Origin of the sequence: Rodentibacter genomosp. 1 (genome assembly GCF_001999285.1) — a bacterium.
Classification (GTDB): Bacteria; Pseudomonadota; Gammaproteobacteria; order Enterobacterales; family Pasteurellaceae; genus Rodentibacter.
This window is the reverse complement of the sequence record NZ_MLHN01000011.1, coordinates 87,712-107,804: the sequence shown is the minus strand read 5'-3', so window position 1 is coordinate 107,804 and position 20,093 is coordinate 87,712. Positions and strand designations below refer to the sequence as shown.

The 20,093-nt window shown below is 39.9% G+C and carries 20 protein-coding genes and 4 tRNA genes; 15 read left to right on the top strand and 9 right to left on the bottom strand.

Annotated elements, in window-relative coordinates; genetic code table 11:
* The first annotated feature begins 68 nt into the window (after positions 1-68).
* The 11 genes from nudC to rpoH all read left to right on the top strand — a co-directional run bounded on the left by nudC (position 69) and on the right by rpoH (position 11,376).
* A complete protein-coding gene (gene nudC / locus BKK54_RS07530; RefSeq protein WP_077542487.1) occupies positions 69-884 on the top strand; it encodes an NAD(+) diphosphatase in 816 nt (271 codons plus the stop codon).
* Entirely contained in the window at positions 872-1,936 is a 1,065-nt protein-coding gene (gene hemE, locus BKK54_RS07525; protein WP_077542486.1) for a uroporphyrinogen decarboxylase, read from the top strand. Before nudC ends, hemE begins: the two co-directional genes overlap by 13 nt.
* Positions 1,937-1,957: 21 nt before the next feature.
* Positions 1,958-2,548 (top strand): YjaG family protein, encoded by a 591-nt coding sequence (locus BKK54_RS07520; protein ID WP_077542594.1) that lies wholly within the window; start codon positions 1,958-1,960, stop codon positions 2,546-2,548.
* 149 nt (positions 2,549-2,697) lie between these two features.
* Complete coding sequence (locus BKK54_RS07515; protein ID WP_005641275.1) at positions 2,698-2,970, top strand: HU family DNA-binding protein; 273 nt, start codon at positions 2,698-2,700, stop codon at positions 2,968-2,970.
* Positions 2,971-3,102: 132 nt separating this feature from the next.
* Positions 3,103-3,876 carry a DeoR/GlpR family DNA-binding transcription regulator gene (locus BKK54_RS07510; RefSeq protein WP_077542593.1) on the top strand — a complete coding sequence of 258 codons (774 nt, stop codon included), beginning with the start codon at positions 3,103-3,105 and terminating at the stop codon, positions 3,874-3,876.
* A 56-nt stretch (positions 3,877-3,932) separates the two neighbouring features.
* Positions 3,933-5,765, top strand: a complete 1,833-nt coding sequence (gene glmS / locus BKK54_RS07505) for a glutamine--fructose-6-phosphate transaminase (isomerizing) (RefSeq protein WP_077542485.1) — start codon at positions 3,933-3,935, stop codon at positions 5,763-5,765.
* Between the two features lie 181 nt (positions 5,766-5,946).
* A complete protein-coding gene (locus BKK54_RS07500) occupies positions 5,947-7,164 on the top strand; it encodes an MFS transporter (protein WP_077542484.1) in 1,218 nt (405 codons plus the stop codon).
* A gap of 122 nt (positions 7,165-7,286) precedes the next feature.
* A complete protein-coding gene (gene narQ / locus BKK54_RS07495; protein WP_143541445.1) occupies positions 7,287-8,990 on the top strand; it encodes a nitrate/nitrite two-component system sensor histidine kinase NarQ in 1,704 nt (567 codons plus the stop codon).
* Between the two features lie 9 nt (positions 8,991-8,999).
* Positions 9,000-10,025, top strand: coding sequence for a UDP-N-acetylmuramate dehydrogenase (murB, locus tag BKK54_RS07490; protein ID WP_077542482.1), 1,026 nt, complete (start codon positions 9,000-9,002; stop codon positions 10,023-10,025).
* 68 nt (positions 10,026-10,093) lie between these two features.
* The gene (locus BKK54_RS07485; protein ID WP_077542481.1) at positions 10,094-10,408 is read left to right on the top strand and encodes a DUF2322 family protein; all 315 of its coding nucleotides are present in this window, start codon (positions 10,094-10,096) and stop codon (positions 10,406-10,408) included.
* Positions 10,409-10,530: 122 nt separating this feature from the next.
* Positions 10,531-11,376 (top strand): RNA polymerase sigma factor RpoH, encoded by an 846-nt coding sequence (rpoH, locus tag BKK54_RS07480; RefSeq protein WP_077542480.1) that lies wholly within the window; start codon positions 10,531-10,533, stop codon positions 11,374-11,376.
* A gap of 38 nt (positions 11,377-11,414) precedes the next feature.
* Here rpoH and plsY read toward each other — a convergent pair whose 3' ends face one another.
* Complete coding sequence (plsY, locus tag BKK54_RS07475) at positions 11,415-12,014, bottom strand: glycerol-3-phosphate 1-O-acyltransferase PlsY (RefSeq protein ID WP_077542479.1); 600 nt, start codon at positions 12,012-12,014, stop codon at positions 11,415-11,417.
* An 86-nt stretch (positions 12,015-12,100) separates the two neighbouring features.
* On the opposite strand from plsY, the gene folB reads away from it, so the two are divergent.
* Complete coding sequence (folB, locus tag BKK54_RS07470) at positions 12,101-12,469, top strand: dihydroneopterin aldolase (RefSeq protein ID WP_077542478.1); 369 nt, start codon at positions 12,101-12,103, stop codon at positions 12,467-12,469.
* 59 nt (positions 12,470-12,528) lie between these two features.
* Here folB and cpxA read toward each other — a convergent pair whose 3' ends face one another.
* The 4 genes from cpxA to yejK all read right to left on the bottom strand — a co-directional run bounded on the left by cpxA (position 12,529) and on the right by yejK (position 16,224).
* Entirely contained in the window at positions 12,529-13,944 is a 1,416-nt protein-coding gene (gene cpxA / locus BKK54_RS07465; RefSeq protein ID WP_077542477.1) for an envelope stress sensor histidine kinase CpxA, read from the bottom strand.
* A 5-nt stretch (positions 13,945-13,949) separates the two neighbouring features.
* Positions 13,950-14,660, bottom strand: a complete 711-nt coding sequence (locus BKK54_RS07460; protein ID WP_077542476.1) for a response regulator — start codon at positions 14,658-14,660, stop codon at positions 13,950-13,952.
* A 70-nt stretch (positions 14,661-14,730) separates the two neighbouring features.
* Complete coding sequence (bamE, locus tag BKK54_RS07455) at positions 14,731-15,144, bottom strand: outer membrane protein assembly factor BamE (protein ID WP_077542475.1); 414 nt, start codon at positions 15,142-15,144, stop codon at positions 14,731-14,733.
* 63 nt (positions 15,145-15,207) lie between these two features.
* Positions 15,208-16,224: a nucleoid-associated protein YejK gene (yejK, locus tag BKK54_RS07450; RefSeq protein WP_077542474.1), complete on the bottom strand. Its 1,017-nt coding sequence runs from the start codon at positions 16,222-16,224 to the stop codon at positions 15,208-15,210.
* A gap of 133 nt (positions 16,225-16,357) precedes the next feature.
* On the opposite strand from yejK, the gene BKK54_RS07445 reads away from it, so the two are divergent.
* The 3 genes from BKK54_RS07445 to BKK54_RS07435 all read left to right on the top strand — a co-directional run bounded on the left by BKK54_RS07445 (position 16,358) and on the right by BKK54_RS07435 (position 19,503).
* Positions 16,358-16,576, top strand: coding sequence for a YejL family protein (locus BKK54_RS07445; RefSeq protein ID WP_077542473.1), 219 nt, complete (start codon positions 16,358-16,360; stop codon positions 16,574-16,576).
* A gap of 3 nt (positions 16,577-16,579) precedes the next feature.
* Entirely contained in the window at positions 16,580-18,328 is a 1,749-nt protein-coding gene (locus BKK54_RS07440) for a DUF3413 domain-containing protein (RefSeq protein WP_077542472.1), read from the top strand.
* Between the two features lie 182 nt (positions 18,329-18,510).
* The gene (locus BKK54_RS07435; protein WP_077420279.1) at positions 18,511-19,503 is read left to right on the top strand and encodes an amidohydrolase family protein; all 993 of its coding nucleotides are present in this window, start codon (positions 18,511-18,513) and stop codon (positions 19,501-19,503) included.
* Between the two features lie 100 nt (positions 19,504-19,603).
* On the opposite strand, the gene BKK54_RS07430 is transcribed toward BKK54_RS07435, so the two are convergent.
* The 4 genes from BKK54_RS07430 to BKK54_RS07415 form a co-directional block, all read right to left on the bottom strand.
* Positions 19,604-19,679 (bottom strand) — tRNA-Val (locus tag BKK54_RS07430).
* Between the two features lie 54 nt (positions 19,680-19,733).
* Positions 19,734-19,809, bottom strand: a tRNA-Val gene (locus BKK54_RS07425).
* A 63-nt stretch (positions 19,810-19,872) separates the two neighbouring features.
* Positions 19,873-19,948: transfer RNA gene (locus tag BKK54_RS07420), tRNA-Val, on the bottom strand.
* 41 nt (positions 19,949-19,989) lie between these two features.
* A tRNA-Val gene (locus tag BKK54_RS07415) sits at positions 19,990-20,065 on the bottom strand.
* Positions 20,066-20,093: the final 28 nt, after the last annotated feature.

The window sequence follows — 20,093 nt, the reverse complement described above, 5'->3', positions numbered from 1 at the left end:
TCGAGTGGTTTTCAGCTACTATATGGCGTATTATCATTCAAAGTGCGGTCGTTTTTACAGAGGATTTTATGCGCCATATTGAGTCAAATGATTCGGGTTATTGGCTCCTCACACAGGGGAGCCATTTATATTTAATTCATGGTGAATTGCCTTATGGAACAGCCTCATCACTTGGATTTGTCGGTTTAAAGGGAATGATAATAGGCGAGTGGAATGAATCACCACTATGGCTTATTGAAGAACAGAATGATGAACAACGTGAGTATGTGAATTTACGCACTCAGCTTTTTTTGCCGGAAGAAAAATTTTATTTGTTAAGTCGTGGGGTAGAAATTAATCATTTTCTAAAAAACCATCAATTTTGTGGCAAGTGTGGTCATTTGAATCAACAAACGGAAGATGAACTCGCCATGCAATGCACTCATTGTAGCTATCGCACCTATCCTGTCATTCACCCTTCCATTATTGTCGCAGTACGCCGTGATACTCAGATTTTACTTGCTAATCACAAGCGTCATTATCAGCCCGGTGGTGGAATATATACAACACTTGCCGGTTTTGTCGAAGTAGGCGAAACCTTTGAACAAGCGGTTCGCCGTGAAGTGTTTGAGGAAACGGGAATTGAGGTAAATAATATTCGTTATTTTGGTAGTCAACCTTGGGCGTTTCCTAACTCACAAATGGTGGGATTTTTGGCTGATTATGAAGGTGGCGAGATTCAATTACAGGAAACTGAAATTCACGATGCACAATGGTTTTCTTATCATCAACCCTTGCCAGAATTACCACCAACAGGTACTATCGCACGCAAATTAATTCATGCTACGCTTGAGCTTTGTGAAGCAGCAGATAACAATAAAAGGAAATTTAAATGTCAGCACTAAAAAATGATCGTTACTTGAAAGCCCTATTGCGCCAACCCGTGGATTGCACGCCGGTGTGGATGATGCGCCAAGCCGGACGTTATTTACCTGAGTATAAAGCCACACGTGCCCAAGCTGGGGATTTTATGTCTCTCTGTCGTCATGCGGATTTAGCCTGTGAAGTGACCTTGCAACCGCTTCGCCGTTATGATTTAGATGTGGCCATTTTATTCTCTGATATTTTAACTATTCCGGATGCAATGGGCCTAGGATTAAGCTTTGGCGCTGGCGAAGGTCCGAAATTTGCCAGACCGATTGAAAGTAAAAGTGCGGTGGAAAATCTTCCTATTCCCGATCCGGAGCAAGAACTACAATATGTGATGAATGCGGTACGTACCATTCGCCGAGAACTCAAAGGCGAAGTTCCGCTCATCGGCTTTTCCGGTAGCCCATGGACGCTTGCCACTTATATGGTAGAAGGCGGGGGGAGCAAAACCTTCACTAAAATTAAAAAAATGATGTATGCGGAGTCACAAACATTGCATTTATTATTGGATAAATTGGCGGATGCAGTGATTCTTTACCTTAATGCTCAAATTAAAGCCGGAGCACAATCGGTGATGGTTTTTGATACCTGGGGCGGCGTATTGGGTCATCGTGAATATTTGGATTTTTCTCTCCAATATATGCATAAAATCGTTGATGGTTTGATTCGTGAAAGTGAAGGACGGGCTGTGCCGGTCACACTCTTTACCAAAGGTGGCGGACTATGGCTTGAAGCAATAGCGGATACCGGTTGTGATGCTATCGGTTTAGATTGGACAGTAAACCTCGCAGAAGCAAAAGCCCGTGTCGGACATAAAGTTGCCCTGCAAGGCAATATGGATCCAAGTGTACTTTATGCACCGGCAGAGCGTATTGAACAAGAAGTGCGGTCAATTTTAGCTGATTTTGGCGAAGGAAGTGGGCATGTGTTTAATTTAGGACATGGTATCCATCAAGATGTGCCTGAAAACGCACCAAAAGTGTTTGTGGATGCTGTTCACGATTATTCCAAAGCCTACCATAAATAAGGAACAGTGATGCAAAGATCTCTGAGAAATCCTATTCATAAACGTTTAGAAAACCTTGAAAGTTGGCAACATTTAACCTTTATGGCTGCCTTGTGTGAACGTATGGCTCCAAATTTCAAGTTGTTCTGTAAAATGAATGATCAAGAAAGGGAAGCAAAAATTTATCAAAATATTCTCAACCTTGTTTGGGAATATTTAACGATAAAAGAGGCAAAAATCAATTTTGAAAATCAGCTTGAAAAGCTAGAAAACATTATTCCTGATGTGAACAATTATGACAATTTCGGCGTAGTCGCCGCATTGGACGCAGCAGAGGCGCTCGCCGAAATTTTACATGCGATTATTGCGGGTGAAACCTTAGAAAAAGCGATTGAAATTAGCCAAATTTCCTTAGGTACGATCAGGTCATTATTAGAAACAGAAAATAGTCGTGATTTTTCTGAACATGAGCTAAAAGAGAATGAGGATATTCAACGAGAATTGGATATTCAGTGGCAGATTTATCGCTTGTTAAGAGCTTGTGAAAAGCGGGATGTCGCCCTGATTTTGGATCTAAAGAATGAGATTCGGGCTGAATGTATATCCAACATTGGCGTAGAATTTAATCAATAACGTGAGATTTATCACAAATTTTAAAAATCTTACTTTTATTTCCTTAAAACTTAGATTATCCTTTCGCTCAGCTGTTGTTGCCTAGACAGAGTGCTTGGTAGCGCGCTTTATATTAGAGAAACAAATTAAATTAACAAAAGGTACAAGTTATGAACAAAACAGATTTAATTGATGCAATTGCAAGTGCTGCAGAGCTAAATAAAAAACAAGCTAAAGCTGCATTAGAAGCAACCTTAGATGCGATCACTGCAAGCCTTAAAAAAGGTGAGCCGGTACAATTAATCGGTTTCGGTACATTCAAAGTAAACGAGCGCGCTGCACGTACCGGTCGTAATCCACAAACCGGTGCGGAAATTCAAATTGCTGCGTCTAAAGTGCCGGCATTCGTATCCGGTAAAGCATTAAAAGATGCAATTAAATAATTGATATAAGAATGATGATAAACCCTGTTTTTTAACAGGGTTTTTTGTTACCTAAAATAGCTTTACAAAGACATTGCTCTTCTATAAACTTCCGAACCGAAATTTATCTTGCAAAATCCTAATCATCAGCCAATGAAACGAAACAGCCAGCCACGTAATACACAGCAACGCCGACATGCGATCATGCAACTGTTACAACAGCAGGGTGAAGTGGCAGTGGAACAACTGGTTCAGTTGTTTGACACTTCAGAAGTGACTATCCGTAAGGATTTAACCGCGTTGGAAAGTAGTGGTTTTTTACTGCGTAAATATGGCGGGGCAATCCTAATGCCGAAAGAAATAATTGATGAAAGTGAAAATGAGGAACTTTCGAAACGAAAGATAGTCATAGCCAAGGCAGCCGCAGAGCGTATTCGAGATCATAATCGTATTATTGTAGATAGTGGCAGCACCACGGCGGCATTAATTAAGCAACTGAATCGAAAACAAGGCTTGATTGTGATGACAAATTCCCTGTCGGTGGCAACGGAGCTTAGGGGGTTGGAAAATGAACCGACTCTACTGATGACGGGCGGGACTTGGGATACCCGTTCCGAATCGTTTCAAGGCAATGTGGCGGAACAGGTGTTACGCTCCTATGATTTCGATCAGCTTTTTATTGGCGCAGATGGTATTGATCTCGAAAGAGGAACAACCACATTTAATGAATTGGTCAGGTTAAGCCAAGTAATGGCAGAAGTTTCACGCGAAGTGATTGTGATGGTGGAATCCCAAAAAATTGGTCGAAAAATGCCAAATCTAGAATTGAATTGGCAGCAAATTAATGTATTGATTACAGACAGTGGGTTGTTGGAACAAGATAAACAAGCAATTTTGGCACAGGGTGTAGAAGTAATCTGCGTTTAAAGTGCGGTCAAAATTATCATTATTTTTCAAAGTAGTTAGTCAATTAAGGAAAACTTATGTGTGGTATTGTCGGTGCGGTAGCACAACGTGATGTAGCAGAAATTTTAATTAATGGATTACATCGTTTAGAGTATCGTGGTTATGATTCAGCCGGTGTAGCGGTGGTCAATGAACAGTGTGAATTACAACGTGTACGTTGCTTGGGCAAAGTTAAAGCATTGGATGAAGCGGTTGCAGTAAACCCGTTAATCGGTGGCACCGGTATTGCGCATACACGTTGGGCAACGCATGGTGAACCATCAGAAACCAATGCCCATCCTCATACTTCAGGCAATTTTGCGGTGGTACATAACGGTATTATCGAAAATCATGAAGAATTACGTGAATTATTAAAATCCCGTGGTTATGTGTTTCTTTCACAAACTGATACGGAAGTGATAGCCCATCTTGTGGAATGGGAAATGCGCAGTTCGGATTCCTTACTTGAAGCGGTACAAAAAGTCGTAAAACAGCTTACCGGTGCTTATGGTATGGTGGTGCTAGATCGCAATCATCCAGAACATTTGGTGGCAGCCCGTTCCGGTAGCCCATTAGTGATTGGTTTAGGGATTGGTGAAAATTTCTTAGCATCAGACCAGTTAGCATTATTGAGCGTAACCCGCCGTTTTATTTTCTTAGAAGAGGGTGATATTGCAGAAATCACCCGCCGTACTGTGGATATTTATGATATGCAGGGTAATAAGATTGAGCGTGAAGTGCATGAATCTAATCTTGAAAATGATGCGGCGGAGAAAGGCAAATTCCGTCACTTTATGCAAAAAGAAATTTTTGAACAACCGACTGCACTGATCAATACGATGGAGGGTCGTATTAATCATAATAACGTGATAGTGGAATCTATTGGCAATGGGGCGAAAGACATTTTAGAGAAAGTTCAGCACATACAAATTGTCGCTTGTGGTACATCTTATAATGCCGGTATGGTCGCACGTTATTGGTTTGAGGCTCTTGCAGGTGTAAGCTGTGATGTGGAAATTGCCTCTGAGTTCCGTTATCGCAAATTTGTCACTCGCCCAAACAGCTTATTACTCACTCTTTCTCAATCGGGTGAAACAGCGGACACCTTGGCAGCACTCCGTTTAGCGAAAGAAAAGGGCTATATGGCGGCAATGACAATTTGTAACGTGGCAGGTTCTTCTCTTGTGCGCGAATCCGACCTTGCCTTTATGACTCGTGCCGGCGTGGAAATTGGCGTGGCGTCAACAAAAGCTTTCACGACCCAATTAGCGGCAATGCTCATGTTGGTGACCGCAATTGGAAAACTCAATGGCAATATTTCTGATGAAAAAGAGAAAGAAATTGTTAAGGCATTGCATTCCCTTCCGGCAGATATTGAAAAAGGTTTAGCATTTGATAAAGATATTGAATTTCTTGCGGAAGATTTTGCTGAAAAACATCATGCACTGTTTTTAGGTCGTGGCGAATATTATCCGATTGCCATGGAAGCCTCTTTGAAATTAAAGGAAATTTCTTACATTCATGCAGAAGCCTATGCCGCCGGGGAATTAAAACACGGTCCATTGGCACTCATTGATGCAGATATGCCGGTGATCGTGGTAGCGCCAACCAATGATTTATTAGAAAAAGTAAAATCTAACATTGAAGAAGTACGCGCTCGTGGGGGGCAATTATATGTCTTTGCGGATAAAGAGGCCGGTTTCACTGAAACAGAAGGGATGAAAATTATCACTATGCCAAAAGTAAACGAAATCATTGCGCCGATTTTTTATACGGTACCAATGCAGTTATTGGCATATCACGTGGCTTTAATCAAGGGGACAGATGTGGATCAGCCACGTAATCTTGCAAAAGCAGTAACCGTTGAATAAAGTGCGGTTGATTTAGCATAATTTTTAAAGCACAGTGTTTTGCCCCTGTGCTTTTTATTTGCTTAAAAGAAAAAGATTCTTTAAACTACGCCCCCGGTTTTGAGTCTGGATAGTTTTTGGCTCATCACATAACCCCTCTATCACTTTAAACACTACCTGTGAGTAGTAAAAGGACATCAATATGACAACTAAAGTCAATCAATACGGCTGGAAAGCCCTTATTGGCTCTGCCGTCGGCTATGCTATGGACGGTTTCGATTTACTGATTCTTGGTTTTATGCTCAGCGCGATTTCTGCCGATCTGAGTCTTACGCCTGCTCAGTCAGGATCGCTTGTTACTTGGACGCTAATCGGCGCCGTATTCGGTGGAATCGTATTCGGGGCATTAAGCGATAAATACGGTCGAGTACGTGTCCTGACTTGGACTATCGTATTATTTGCTGTTTTTACCGGTTTATGCGCATTAGCCCAAGGTTACTGGGATTTGCTTATTTATCGTACTATCGCCGGTATCGGTTTGGGCGGTGAGTTTGGCATCGGTATGGCACTTGCTATTGAGGCTTGGCCGGCACGCCATCGTGCAAAAGCGGCTTCTTATGTGGCACTGGGTTGGCAAGTCGGTGTGTTAGGTGCGGCATTATTGACACCGATATTACTACCTCATATTGGCTGGCGTGGTATGTTTATTCTTGGTATTTTTCCGGCATTTGTGGCGTGGTATTTACGTTCTCGTTTGCACGAACCTGAAATTTTTACTCAAAAACAGACCGCACTTTCAGCACAAAAAACATCAAAATTGGAATCTTTTAAACTTTTAGTGAAAGATAAAGCGACGGCTAAAGTGAGTTTAGGGGTTGTCGTGCTGACATCCGTACAAAATTTTGGCTACTACGGCATTATGATCTGGATGCCTAATTTCCTTTCCAAACAACTCGGATTTAGTTTAACAAAATCAGGCATTTGGACGGCAGTTACCGTATGTGGCATGATGTTAGGGATTTGGGTTTTTGGTCGCCTTGCCGATAAATTAGGGCGAAAACCAAGTTTCTTATTATTCCAATTCGGTGCGGTTGTCAGCATTATTGCTTATTCTCAACTTACCGATCCTACTGTAATGCTTATTGCCGGTGCGTTTCTGGGGATGTTTGTGAACGGTATGATGGGAGGATATGGTGCCTTAATGGCGGAGGCTTACCCTACGGAAGCACGAGCTACCGCACAAAATGTCCTGTTCAACTTAGGGCGGGCAGTCGGAGGTTTCGGGCCGGTTGTTGTGGGTGCGATTGTTTCTACCTACTCATTCAGCCTTGCCATTGCATTCTTAGCAATTATTTATGTGATTGATATGGTTGCCACGGTTTTTCTTATACCGGAATTAAAAGGCAAAGCATTACAATAAAGTGCGGTTGATTTTCGCCTAATTTATCAAATCCACCTTATACTAATGGGTGGATTTGTATTTAAAATTCATCACATTTTCATGCTAAACTAATGTCAATTTTTTCTAGTAAAGGCATTGTCGTGCAGGCTACCCGTTCCGTTTCTTTACGTATTGCGAAATATCTTTCTCTTATCATTATTGTCGCAGGGGTGATCATTTCCTTGAGTTTGGCAATTATGGCAAGCAATAAATCCGATGCGGAAGCCATTAATGTTTCCGGATCTTTGCGGATGCAAAGTTATCGCCTGTTATATTTGATGGAAAAGCAACCGGACACGGTTGAAAAAAATCTGAGTTTTTATGAAAAAAGTCTCCGAGCGCCAAGTTTGGTTGATATTCAACATCAGCTTTTCACCCCTGATGGCGTCAAACAGTCCTATCAAACTATTCTTAAACGTTGGGCCGAAATGGAAAATTTTGCCCGCCAAAGCGATATTCAGCAATACAGCCTGAATCTGACGGATTATGTGAGTGAAGTAGATTATTTTGTGTTTGAATTGCAACGTTTTAGTGAACAAAAATGGTTTTTTGCCTTATCTGTCTTGTGTTTTTCCATGTTACTGATTGTAGGCATGGTATCTTATGTGATTTGGTTTACCCGACGTGAAGTGGTAAAACCCTTAAAGTTACTGACAAGGGCGAGTATGCAAGTACAAATGCGCCAGTTTAACCATATTCCATTGCATACAGAAAATGATAATGAGCTTGGTACTTTATCTCGAGTGTTTACGCAGATGTCAACAGAATTGGGTAAACTCTACTCGAGACTTGAAGATGCCGTAAACGAGCAAACCCAAAAATTGCGCCAAAGTAACCGCTCTTTAATGACGCTTTATCATAGTTCTCAATTACTTACGGTCAATTCAATTAATGAGACAACGCTTAGTCAGTTGTTGAATCACATATGTGTTAGTGAACATTTGCGCTATATTGAATTGGAAGTGTTGGGGGCAGAACATTGGGATATCCTTTTTGGTGAAAAACAGACAGATCAAAGTTTACAAGTCGTTGAATTGAAAGTTGAAAATGAAACCTTAGGCGTGCTTTCTTGGCAAGCTGGGTTACCTTGCCCTGATCCTCGTATGATGCAAAATTTGGCTCAGATGTTAGCGCGTGCACTTTTCTTTCACAAGAGCCAAAGACAACAAGAGCATCTTTTATTAATGGAAGAGCGGTCAATTATCGCACGAGAATTACATGATTCTTTGGCTCAGGTATTATCGTTTTTACAAATCCAACTGACCTTATTGAAACATAATTTACAGAAAGAAGGTGAGCTTGCCAAACAGAAAAGTCTAACGATTATTGAGGATTTTGAGCAAGCCCTTTCCAGTGGTTATGCTCAGTTACGTGAATTATTGGCGACATTCCGATTAACGGTACAAGAGGCGAACCTACAACTAGCATTAGAGCAAGTGATTGATTCCTTACGTCCACAAACATCAATGAAGATGACCGTTAGTAGTGAATTACCCTCACAAAGTTTAAACCCGCAACAACTTGTTCATTTATTGCAAATTGTAAGGGAAGCCACGCTGAATGCGATTAAACATTCAAAGGGGCAATTCATTGAAATTAGAGCTTATACGAATACCGAGGGTGAATATGAAATACTGATTCAAGACGATGGTATTGGTATTCCAAGCTTAGATGAACCAACGGGGCACTACGGTTTAAATATTATGGCGGAGCGGAGTCGCCAGCTTAATGCTGAATTAACCATTAATCACCGTCAACAAGGCGGTACGCAAGTCAAAATTACCTTGCCACAGACATTATTTTAAGGAAATACAATGCAAAGTTTACAACCATTTCATACTTTTCATATTCCGGTTGAGGCACATAAGATTATTGAAGTAAAAGCGCTCGAGGATCTAAAACAAACTTGGGCTGAAGCTCTTGCTCAAAATTTACCGATACTTTTTCTTGGCCAAGGTAGCAATATGCTATTTTTAGAAAATTTTAAGGGAGTGGTAATCATTAACCATTTGCTCGGCATTAGCTATAAGCAAGATGATGATTTCCATTATCTTCACGTTAATGCCGGTGAGAATTGGCATAATTTAGTGAAATGGTCTCTTGAACAAGGGATTTATGGTTTAGAGAATCTTGCTTTGATCCCGGGCTGTGCCGGTTCCGCACCGATTCAAAATATTGGGGCTTATGGTGTGGAATTTAAAGACTTCTGCAATTATGTAGAGGTGCTAAATTTGAATACCAATGAATTATGCCGTTTAAGTGCGGAAGATTGTGCATTTGGTTATCGTGAAAGTGTTTTTAAACATCATTATCAAACGGGGTATGTTATTACAGCGGTGGGATTAAAAGTTGCAAAAAATTGGCAACCTGTGTTGAAATACGGCTCACTTGTTAATTTTGATCCTAAAACAGTCACAGCAAAACAAATTTTTGATGAAGTTTGTCGGATTCGTCAAAATAAGTTACCGAATCCAAATGAATTGGGTAATGCCGGTAGTTTTTTTAAGAACCCAGTGGTGACTGCTGAACAGTTCGCTGAAATTCAAAAACAGGCTGAAAATGTACCGCACTTTCCACAAGCCGATGGTTCGGTCAAATTAGCTGCAGGTTGGTTAATAGATCAATGTCATCTCAAAGGTTTCCAAATTGGTGGGGCAGCGGTTCATGAAAAGCAGGCGCTGGTTTTGATTAATAAAGGGAATGCTACGGGAAAAGATGTTGTGAAATTAGCTCATTATGTGCGTAAAACCGTCGCGGAGAAATTCGGCGTATTTTTACAACCTGAAGTACGGTTTATAGGGAAAGATGGTGAAGTAGATAGTGAAAAAGCGATTTCTTAACTAGAAAAACTCACTCAAACATAATGGCATAAAGGTAGAAGAATCTTATAAATATAAAGGACAATAAAATGACTTTTAACGAAATTTTGAATGGACTTCCAACGATTGAGCATCTATCAGGATTAAATGTGAAACAGGGAGATGAGGTCGTTCATCATATTCCTGCAATACAGGGTAAACTTGGCTCGTTACGTCTCTATTATGGGCTTGCAGAGAAATTTAATGGAAAATTAGACCGCACTTCTGCACAGCAAGGTATAGAATGGTTTGCTGAACACGTTGAAGATGCTAGACAGAATCCGGGTAAACATCCGAACATTGATTTACTTTTCAATGTTATTGAGAAAGAGTTAGTACTACATCTTGAAGCATTAAAGAATTAATCAAAAATTTGAACTTTTGATTGGTAAAACCTGTCTTACCATACAAATTAGTTCAATAAAACCTTTTATTGTGCTATAACTAGAGGCATTAATTGGCAGATGCCAACGAAAAGAAGGAAAAGATGGATAAAGAAACACAAATGATGTTGGTTCCTCAGGGCAGTATTGAAGGCTATATTCGTGCAGCAAATGAATATCCAATGTTGACTGCTGAGGAAGAAAAAGAATTAGCAGAACGTTTGTATTATAACGGTGATATTGAGGCCGCTAAAAAATTAGTATTGTCCCATCTTCGTTTTGTTATTCACGTAGCACGTGGTTATTCCGGCTATGGTTTACCTCAAGCGGATTTGATCCAAGAGGGCAATATTGGCTTAATGAAGGCGGTTAAACGCTTTAATCCGGAAGTAGGCGTACGCTTAGTTTCATTTGCCGTACATTGGATTAAAGCTGAGATTCACGAGTATGTCTTACGAAACTGGCGCATCGTGAAAGTGGCAACGACAAAGGCACAACGTAAATTATTTTTTAATTTACGTAAAACAAAACAGCGCTTAGGTTGGTTCAATGACAATGAAGTCGATATGGTCGCAAATGAACTAGGCGTATCTAAAGAAGATGTGATTGAAATGGAATCACGTATGACAGGTGCAGATGTGGGCTTTGACTTACCCACAGATGATAGTGATTCAGAAACTTATTCACCATCGCTTTATTTAGAAGATAAAAGTTCTAATTTTGCAGCTGAACTTGAAAATGAAAATTTTGAAAGCCAAGCTGTAGAGCAGTTAAGCGTTGCATTGAAGAACCTTGATGCTCGTAGTCAGGATATTATTAAAACCCGTTGGTTAGATGATGATAAAGCAACCTTACACGATTTAGCGGCAAAATATAATGTTTCTGCAGAGCGTATTCGACAACTAGAAGCTAACGCATTGAAAAAACTGAAAAGTGCGGTCAGTTTTTAGGGATTTTTTAAAGTGTAAAACCTGCTGAGTAGCAGGTTTTATTTTTTCTTAAATTTTGACCACATTTTGTCTTCTTGCCCACGCCATAAACGTTGGATATTATCATGATGGCGGTAAATTAATAAACAGCTTACTAATGCAACAGGAAAAGTAAATTCAGGTTTAAACCACCATACATAAAAAGGTGCGAGTAATGCGGTAATCACTGCACTTAAAGAAGAATAACCACTCACCAAGAAGATAATAAGCCAAGTACTAAAAATAGATCCGGCTACCGCCCATGCAATTGGCGCAATCGCACCGAATGCTGTAGCAACGCCTTTTCCTCCCCTAAATTGGAAAAAAATGGGAAAAATATGCCCTAAGCAAGTACCTAATGCCACCATTCCTAATTCAAATTGTGTAAGTCCAAGGTAATATCCGACCCAAACAGGAAACATTCCCTTTAAAATATCAAAAATCAGTACCCCCAATGCTCCCCATCGGCCTCCAATGCGAAGTACGTTCGTCGCACCGGGATTATGAGAACCATGCTGACGAGGATCGGGTAATCCCATCATTTTACAAATTAAGATAGCACTGGAAATTGAGCCTAAAAGATAGGCAAAAATCATATAAAGAATAGCAAATAGGCTCATTTTTTACCTCAGAACGATAAAATTGATTCGATATTCTACCTAAACTTGATAGCATACGCCTACAATAATTTTGAAGGAATCTAACCATGGATAAAGTTTTTATTGAAGAATTAACGGTATTTGCTCAAATTGGCGTTTATGATTGGGAGCAACAAATTAAGCAAAAGCTTATTTTTGATCTTGAAATGGCGTGGGATTGCCGAAAAGCAGCAGAAACCGATGATGTACAACATTGCCTAAATTATGCGGAAGTGAGCCAATTTATCCTAGATTATGTACAGTCAAAACCTTTCTTATTGATTGAGAGAGTCGCTTATGAGGTGGCTGACCAGTTACTACAGCGTTTTGGCATTTTATGGCTACGATTAAAGATAAGCAAGCCTCAAGCGGTCGCTCAAGCCCACCGTGTTGGGATTATTGTTGAGAAAAAGGCTGTAAGTGCTAGTGAAAAGTGATCCTAAATGTAAGCATTTGTGTTCACCTCAGAATAATAATATTGTAAAAAGGGTAGTCACTACTTATTTAGCCAAAGTGGCAGAGCCATCGTCACGGCTAAGCCGCCGAGTTCACTTTTTTCAGCCCAAACTTTTCCTTGGTGTTCTTTAACTGTGTTTAAAACAATTGATAGACCTAATCCGGTGCCGCCGGTTGCGCGTGTACGGGCTTCATCAACACGATAAAATGGGTCGAAGATTTTTTCAAATTCATCGGGATGTACACCGGATCCGTTATCATCGATGCGGATCCTGAGAAATTCTTCTTCTTCTTCTTCTTCTTCTTGGATAAAAATATTAATTTTGATCTTATCCTTTGTATATTTCAACGCGTTTCTAACAATATTTTCGACCGCACTTTGCAATAAACTAATATTGCCGTTGAGGAAGACTTGTTTACCATCGTCTGGCAAACTGATATTTTGTTCAAATTTAATTTTTTTCTGAGTGGCTTCAAAGAGGGCATCCCGTATCACGTTGTTCCAAATATTTTCCGCGGGGAAAACATCTCGCTCAATGTGTGTATTCATTTTTTGACGGGAGATGAGTAATAATTCATTGATCATTTTATCCATTTGTTCAATTTCTTTTTCAATTCGCTTCACCGCAAGGCTATCACCCATTTGATGGCGAATAAGAGCTGTCGCTAATTGTAATCGGGTAAGCGGTGTTTTGAGTTCATGGGAAATAGAAGAAAGTAAGTTTTGATGATTTGAAATCAAATGATTGATTGATTTGGCCATTCGATTGAAACTTTGCCCTACTTGGCGAAGCTCTAGTGGCCCATGTTTGGTTAATTGTGGGTTAACCTCAAAATTTCCGAGTGCAATAGAATTAGCGGCTTTTTGTAAATGTGAGATTGGTTTTACAATAGTATAGGTAAACCACCATAACAATGGGCTGGTAATAAAGACAGTCAGTAATAAAAGAATAATAGGGTGATCAATCATATATACTAATATCTCTTGATATGGATTTATACAAGAGATAAACAAAAGTGAAAAGGGCTCATTAAAGTCATCTAAGTAAATTTGAAAAGGACCTGCAATCTGAATATCTTTAAATGTTTTCTTCATTGGGTGAGAAAATTCACTGACATTATCAATGAAGCGATAAATGTGGTCTTTTTCACTGCTAAATGCACCGAGGATTTCTTTTGTGTTAGGGTTGAATAGGATAGGTCGTGCATTATCCGATTTATCAATGGGTAGCACAGGAACTTCAGACATCAGTGATTTAATTTTATTGCTACGAATTGATTCTTCAATTTTCTTTTGGTAGTAAGTAATTTCACTCCCTTTTAATAAAGAGTAAAGACTATTATCAAAATAGGGTAGTGTCACCACAAGCATCATCATCGCAAAGAAGCCGAGCCAAAATACGGTAAATGTTCGGATAGTGAGCTGATTTAAACTAAATTTATTTTGATATTGCATTGCTATTATTCTCTGATGAGGAGATATCCACGACCTCGTAAGGTTTTAAACCAAGGTAACCGATTTTCTCTTGGCGGTAATTTTTTGCGTAAATTTGACATGTGCATATCAATGGAGCGGTCAAAGGGGCTAAGCGGTTTACCTAATACATGCATACTAAGTGTTTCACGTGTAATAGGTTCGCCTTTAGAGAGAATAAGTGCTTCAAGCAGGGAATATTCTGAGGCTGTAAGGAAAAGCTCTTGTGTTTTGTAGAATGTCTGTTGGTGTCCTGTGTGAAGCCTTAGTTCATCAAAATAGAGCCAATTGTCATCCTCTTTCTGTGTTGTGGTATTTTCAGCCGGCTCCGGATAATTACCTTCGCTTCTGCGTAAAATCGCTTTGATTCGAGCAACTAATTCACGATCGTTAAACGGTTTTGGGAGATAGTCATCGGCTCCGAGTTCTAAGCCAAGTACTTTGTCAATGTCTTCTCCTCGAGCGGTGAGCATCATGACCGGAATATTGGATTGTTGGCGGATTTGCTTGAGCGTTTCAATACCGTTGAGTACAGGCATCATGACATCTAACAAAATGAGTGAGTAGTCTTGTTTGAGCTTATCAAGTGCTTCTTGTCCGTTATTGGCAATATCTACGCAAAAGCCTGATAACGAGAGTACTTCCGAAAGTAAGTGAGTGAGTTCGGTATCATCATCAACTAATAAAATCTTGGACATTATTTAGCCTCTTGAGATTATTCTTAATAAATCGGAAAGGAAAGTGCCTGCAGAGCAGGCGACAAAGGGATTACCAAAATTTCCACCAAGATTTTTTAGTTGTGTCACCCCTACGTTCAATAATCGTGTTATTTTCGTTTTGTGAAGCCACTTCCGGCAATGGTTTGTCGAGATTGGTTTCAGTGACTATACCTCGCTGGTCAAATTTCACTTTGAAAGTATATTGTTCCGGTGATTGGTAGGCTCGTTGTTGTAAGAATACATAATACCAAGTGGAATTGCTATAAGGATCAATTAAAACAGGGGTACCAAGCAAGTATTGGACTTGCTGAACGTTCATTCCTTGTTTGATTTGTGCGACATTAGAGGCTTCTAAATAGTTGCCTTGTGGCACATCAATACGATAAACCACTTTTTCAACGGTGGAACAGGCTGAAAGGCTTAATGCCAACACAGCTACGCTAAAAAGAGTTTTGAATTGCATTTTCTTTACCTTAATTTTTGCAAATTTAATCAAATAATACCCAAAGTTAATAAGCTTGCCAAACTAATTCTCTGATTTGAGGGATTTCTGTAATTGGTCTTTCAAATTAGGTGGTAAGCCTTTAATTGTGAGCTCATCAGCCATTGGATCCCAGTGAACACGAGTGTTGAGTAAATCCGCATCAAAACTTAATGTGACACCTTTACCCGAACCGGAAAATTTTGTGAGTGATTTTAATGTGGAACGCACGGGTGGGATATTTTCTTCCAACCCGTAATCTTGTGTTTCAGCAAAGGAAATAAAAGATTGTTCGTTTAGAGTCGGTAAGTTTGCAGAAAGTTCCGTTAATTCAATTTCTTCACCACCAGCAAGTTGTCCTTTGCAATACTCAAAAACTTGTTTTTTTATAGCTTGGGTCTGTATGTTGTTGAGTTCGCCTTGTTGGCAATAATCACTGACGGCTTGTAACAAGCATTGATTTTGAAGTTGTGGATTTAACCCTTCTTCCGCACCTAAAAAATCCATAAAGAAATCACTGATTTTTCGTCCTACGCGACCTTTAATAAAAGTTAAATAGCGGTTGGAATTAGCATTCACCTGTAAATCCGTCAAATTCACCCGTGCTGCGATATCAAATTGTGTGATGTCGAGATATTCTGTTCGGCGAATGTCTAAATGTTCATCGACCAACATGCTGTGACGGCTATCCAACAACGCAATAAATAAGTAATCGGTGGCTAAGAAATTATATTGGCACAAAATCAGCGTACCGCTGTCAGCAAAATTATATTTGCTTAATTCATCGGCTAAGAGTTTCGTTGCATACTGGCTAAAGCCTAAAAATTCTATTTCTTGTTCCAGTAAACGGTTCAAATGTTGTGCAAATACCGAATTTTCTTGGAATATCCCAAACGCTTTGGCTTTATTTTGATAACCTTGGTGGAGCTGTAACATCATTTGTTCCGCTTCAGGTGTAACCGTCAGCAATTCATCACGTAGAATGCTTTCCATTTTTGGATTTTCATCGTCAATTTGTTTGACTAATTGGTGCAGTACAATTTGATTTACAGTAATGCTCATTCTCATTCCCTCTTTTAAAAAACAAGGCAAATTATAACCGCACTTTTTCAGCAAGAAAAAAGAAATTGTTTAGGATCTCATAAATAATCAGGTATGATAGAGCAACTTTTTTCTTTATTTATTTTTTAACGAAATGGCTCAACATTCTAAGTATTCTGATGCGCAATTAAGCGCCATTGTCAATGATATGATTGCCGTATTAGAAAAGCATAAAGCACCGGTTGATTTATCTCTAATCGCATTAGGTAACATGGTAAGTAATTTACTTACCAGCAGTGTACCGCAAACTCAACGTGAAGCCTTGGCGCAAGCTTTCTCCCATTCTTTAATTCACGCAGTCAAAACGCACTAAAATATGATGTGGTTTAAAAAAGGCACATTTAGTGGAAAACAATACCGTGATGAGACCTCACAAAAAATTTCGTGGGGACATTGGTTTGCCTTTTTTAATATTATTATCGCAATTCTTGTGGGGGCACGTTATGCTTTCCTGATTGATTGGCCCGATACACTTGGCGGAAAACTTTACTTTTTTGTCAGCTTGTTTGGGCATTTCAGCTTTAGTGTTTTTGCCATTTATTTGTTAGTGATTTTTCCGCTAAGTTTTATTGTGAAAAATCACCGCACTTTTCGCGGCTTAACCGTAATTCTATCCACTATCTGTACAACATTATTGCTCTTTGATACGGAAGTATTCCACCGATTTAATTTACATTTGTCGTCGGTGGTATGGAAACTATTAGTCAATCCGGAAAATGGTGAAATGTCTCGTGATTGGCAAATTTTCTTTGTACCAATGCCGATTATTCTCTTGGTGCAAATGCTGTTTTCCCGTTGGAGCTGGGAAAAACTTCGTAGTTTGGAACGCCAAAAATGGTTAAAAACGGTGGGGATTTTCTTCACTTTAACCTTTATTGCAACCCATCTTATTTATGCCTGGGCAGATGCGTATTTGTATCGCCCTATCACGATGCAACGTTCAAACTTCCCTCTTTCTTATCCAATGACCGCCCGTTCGTTCTTAGAGAGACACGGCTGGCTGGATGGGGAACAATATACACAAAAATTAGATCAGGAAGGGCGCTTAGATGCGTTGAAAATTGGTTATCCTAAAAATACGCTCAGTTTTGCATCAATGGTATCGAAACCGAATATTTTACTCATTACGATCTCAGGTTTGCGTTATGATGCGATTTCCAATGAAAAAATGCCCAAATTGGCGGAGTTTGCCACCAGTTCGACCCAATTTATCAATCATTATAGTAGTGGTAATACGAATAATGCGGGATTGGTTGGGCTGTTCTATGGATTAAACGCCACTTATATGGACAGCATTTTAAGTAATCATACGCCATCAGTATTGATTGAAAAATTACGTGCGGAGAAATATCAATTTGGTTTGTTCTCCGCAACCCATTTTAAAGAGAGTCTTTTCCGCCAAGCATTATTCCGGGGAATGAAATTACCTCAAGGTAAATTGGGTAATGAAAGTGCGGTCAAAAATTTCAACGAATTTATTACGGCGAGAAAAACGAATGAAGCTTGGTTTGCTTACCTTGATCTTGAACTGAAAGCTAAAAATCAAATGGACTATGAACGCGCTTTAGTACAAATCGATCAGCAACTTGAAAGTGTATTAACGAAGACACCGTTAGATAATACGATGGTCATTATCACCGCTGAGCATGGTTGGACGTTTAATGAAATGAGTGAAAAAGAGCGATTCAATTATTTTGGTCGAGATGAAGTTCAAGTGCCGTTGTTGATTTATTGGAAGGATTTACCGGTGGGGAGTGAAAAGGGGTTGACAAGCCATACGGATTTGCTCCCTGCATTGATGAAAAATGTGTTTAATGTTGAGAATCCTTTCAATGATTATTCACAAGGTCATAATTTGTTTGAGCGTAATGGTGATGATTGGGTACTAGTGTCTAATTATCGTTGGAATGTGTTGGTTCAGCCCGATGGCACGCAATATCACATTGATCGTAAAGGAAATTACAAAAAATTTGACCGCACTTATCAAGAGCTGTCTTCCGAACGCCCACCGTTAGGTTTGTTCTTAGAAATGTTTAAACGGGAAAATTCATTTTTTGAGAAATAATGAATAGCTTTTTGATATTTTACCCTTTATACTTGCGCCCCGGTTTAAGACTGAAAAGATGTTATTAATGAAAATCCGTGAGTTTTTCATAACATTATTACAATGCTTCTCGCCACGTTTGTCGTGCCTTTCAATTAATACGCTTCTCGTCTTTTTATCCTCATTCTTTTTATGGAGTTTGTATGAAAAGCCATGTTCGTAGTTTTAAAACTTATATCCGTGATGAAATCATTAAAAAAGGGGGCTGGGTCAATGCTCACGCTCACGCAGACCGCGCCTTTACGATGACACCGGAGAAAATCGGGATTTATCACAGCAGTAATTTGCAACAAAAATGGGATTTGGTCGATGAGGTAAAACGAACCTCTAGTGTGGATGACTATTATGCACGTTTCTGCCAATCCATTGAATTAATGATTTCTCAAGGGGTAACGGCATTCGGTACTTTTGTTGATATTGACCCGATTTGTGAGGATCGTGCGATTATCGCTGCTCATAAAGCCCGTGAAGTGTATAAACACGATATTATTCTTAAATTTGCGAATCAAACCTTAAAAGGCGTGATTGAACCGACGGCACGGAAATGGTTCGATATCGGCTCAGAAATGGTGGATATGATCGGTGGTTTGCCTTATCGTGATGAGTTAGATTATGGGCGGGGGCTCGAAGCCATGGATATTTTGCTCGATAAAGCCAAATCGCTCGGTATTATGTGTCATGTGCATGTGGATCAATTCAATAATCCAAGTGAAAAAGAAACGGAACAACTTTGCGATAAAACCATCGAACATGGAATGGAAGGACGGGTTGTGGGGATTCACGGCATTTCAATCGGCTCTCATTCAAAAGAATATCGCTATAAACTTTACGAAAAAATGCGTAAGGCAAAAATGATGATGATCGCCTGTCCAATGGCGTGGATTGATAGTAATCGTAAAGAAGATTTGATGCCATTTCATAATGCCTTAACCCCTGCAGATGAAATGATCCCTGAAGGGATTACTGTGGCGCTGGGAACGGATAATATTTGTGATTATATGGTGCCACTTTGTGAGGGGGATTTATGGCAGGAATTAAGTTTACTTGCAGCGGGGTGCCGTTTTCCACATTTGGACGCAATGGTGGATATTGCAAGTATTAATGGACGGAAAGTATTGGGGTTAGATCCGATTTAATTAATACTTTGTATAGCGCGATCATAAATGAGAACTTATGGTCGCTTTTTATCTTGTCAGAAAAAGTAAAAACGAGAAAAGGCATTTGAATAGTGAGAATTGGTGGGCGATACCGGTCTCGAACCAGTGACCCCCTCCTTGTAAGGGAGGTGCTCTCCCAACTGAGCTAATCGCCCGATAATATTAAGACTTGTGCCTTATATTTCGGTTTATTTAAACACTTGATTAAGTGGTGGGCGATACCGGTCTCGAACCAGTGACCCCCTCCTTGTAAGGGAGGTGCTCTCCCAACTGAGCTAATCGCCCACTTAAGATAGCGTTTAAATAAAAGGGAAGTTTGAGCGGAAAAGATACTTAAACTGAATTAAGTGGTGGGCGATACCGGTCTCGAACCAGTGACCCCCTCCTTGTAAGGGAGGTGCTCTCCCAACTGAGCTAATCGCCCGCTTGGTCAAACTCTACAACATTAAGATACTTTGGAAAAAGTGGTGGGCGATACCGGTCTCGAACCAGTGACCCCCTCCTTGTAAGGGAGGTGCTCTCCCAACTGAGCTAATCGCCCTTAACGTTGTGGCTTGGCATTATAGGGA

Bases quoted from the DNA above. Each gene is read 5' to 3' on its own strand.
- nudC (WP_077542487.1), top strand. From the start codon at position 69: ATGCGCCATATTGAGTCAAATGATTCGGGTTATTGGCTCCTCACACAG.
- hemE (WP_077542486.1), top strand. From the start codon at position 872: ATGTCAGCACTAAAAAATGATCGTTACTTGAAAGCCCTATTGCGCCAA.
- BKK54_RS07515 (WP_005641275.1), top strand. From the start codon at position 2,698: ATGAACAAAACAGATTTAATTGATGCAATTGCAAGTGCTGCAGAGCTA.
- BKK54_RS07510 (WP_077542593.1), top strand. From the start codon at position 3,103: ATGAAACGAAACAGCCAGCCACGTAATACACAGCAACGCCGACATGCG.
- glmS (WP_077542485.1), top strand. From the start codon at position 3,933: ATGTGTGGTATTGTCGGTGCGGTAGCACAACGTGATGTAGCAGAAATT.
- BKK54_RS07500 (WP_077542484.1), top strand. From the start codon at position 5,947: ATGACAACTAAAGTCAATCAATACGGCTGGAAAGCCCTTATTGGCTCT.
- murB (WP_077542482.1), top strand. From the start codon at position 9,000: ATGCAAAGTTTACAACCATTTCATACTTTTCATATTCCGGTTGAGGCA.
- BKK54_RS07485 (WP_077542481.1), top strand. From the start codon at position 10,094: ATGACTTTTAACGAAATTTTGAATGGACTTCCAACGATTGAGCATCTA.
- rpoH (WP_077542480.1), top strand. From the start codon at position 10,531: ATGGATAAAGAAACACAAATGATGTTGGTTCCTCAGGGCAGTATTGAA.
- plsY (WP_077542479.1), bottom strand. From the start codon at position 12,014: ATGAGCCTATTTGCTATTCTTTATATGATTTTTGCCTATCTTTTAGGC.
- folB (WP_077542478.1), top strand. From the start codon at position 12,101: ATGGATAAAGTTTTTATTGAAGAATTAACGGTATTTGCTCAAATTGGC.
- cpxA (WP_077542477.1), bottom strand. From the start codon at position 13,944: ATGCAATATCAAAATAAATTTAGTTTAAATCAGCTCACTATCCGAACA.
- BKK54_RS07460 (WP_077542476.1), bottom strand. From the start codon at position 14,660: ATGTCCAAGATTTTATTAGTTGATGATGATACCGAACTCACTCACTTA.
- bamE (WP_077542475.1), bottom strand. From the start codon at position 15,144: ATGCAATTCAAAACTCTTTTTAGCGTAGCTGTGTTGGCATTAAGCCTT.
- yejK (WP_077542474.1), bottom strand. From the start codon at position 16,224: ATGAGCATTACTGTAAATCAAATTGTACTGCACCAATTAGTCAAACAA.
- BKK54_RS07445 (WP_077542473.1), top strand. From the start codon at position 16,358: ATGGCTCAACATTCTAAGTATTCTGATGCGCAATTAAGCGCCATTGTC.
- BKK54_RS07440 (WP_077542472.1), top strand. From the start codon at position 16,580: ATGATGTGGTTTAAAAAAGGCACATTTAGTGGAAAACAATACCGTGAT.
- BKK54_RS07435 (WP_077420279.1), top strand. From the start codon at position 18,511: ATGAAAAGCCATGTTCGTAGTTTTAAAACTTATATCCGTGATGAAATC.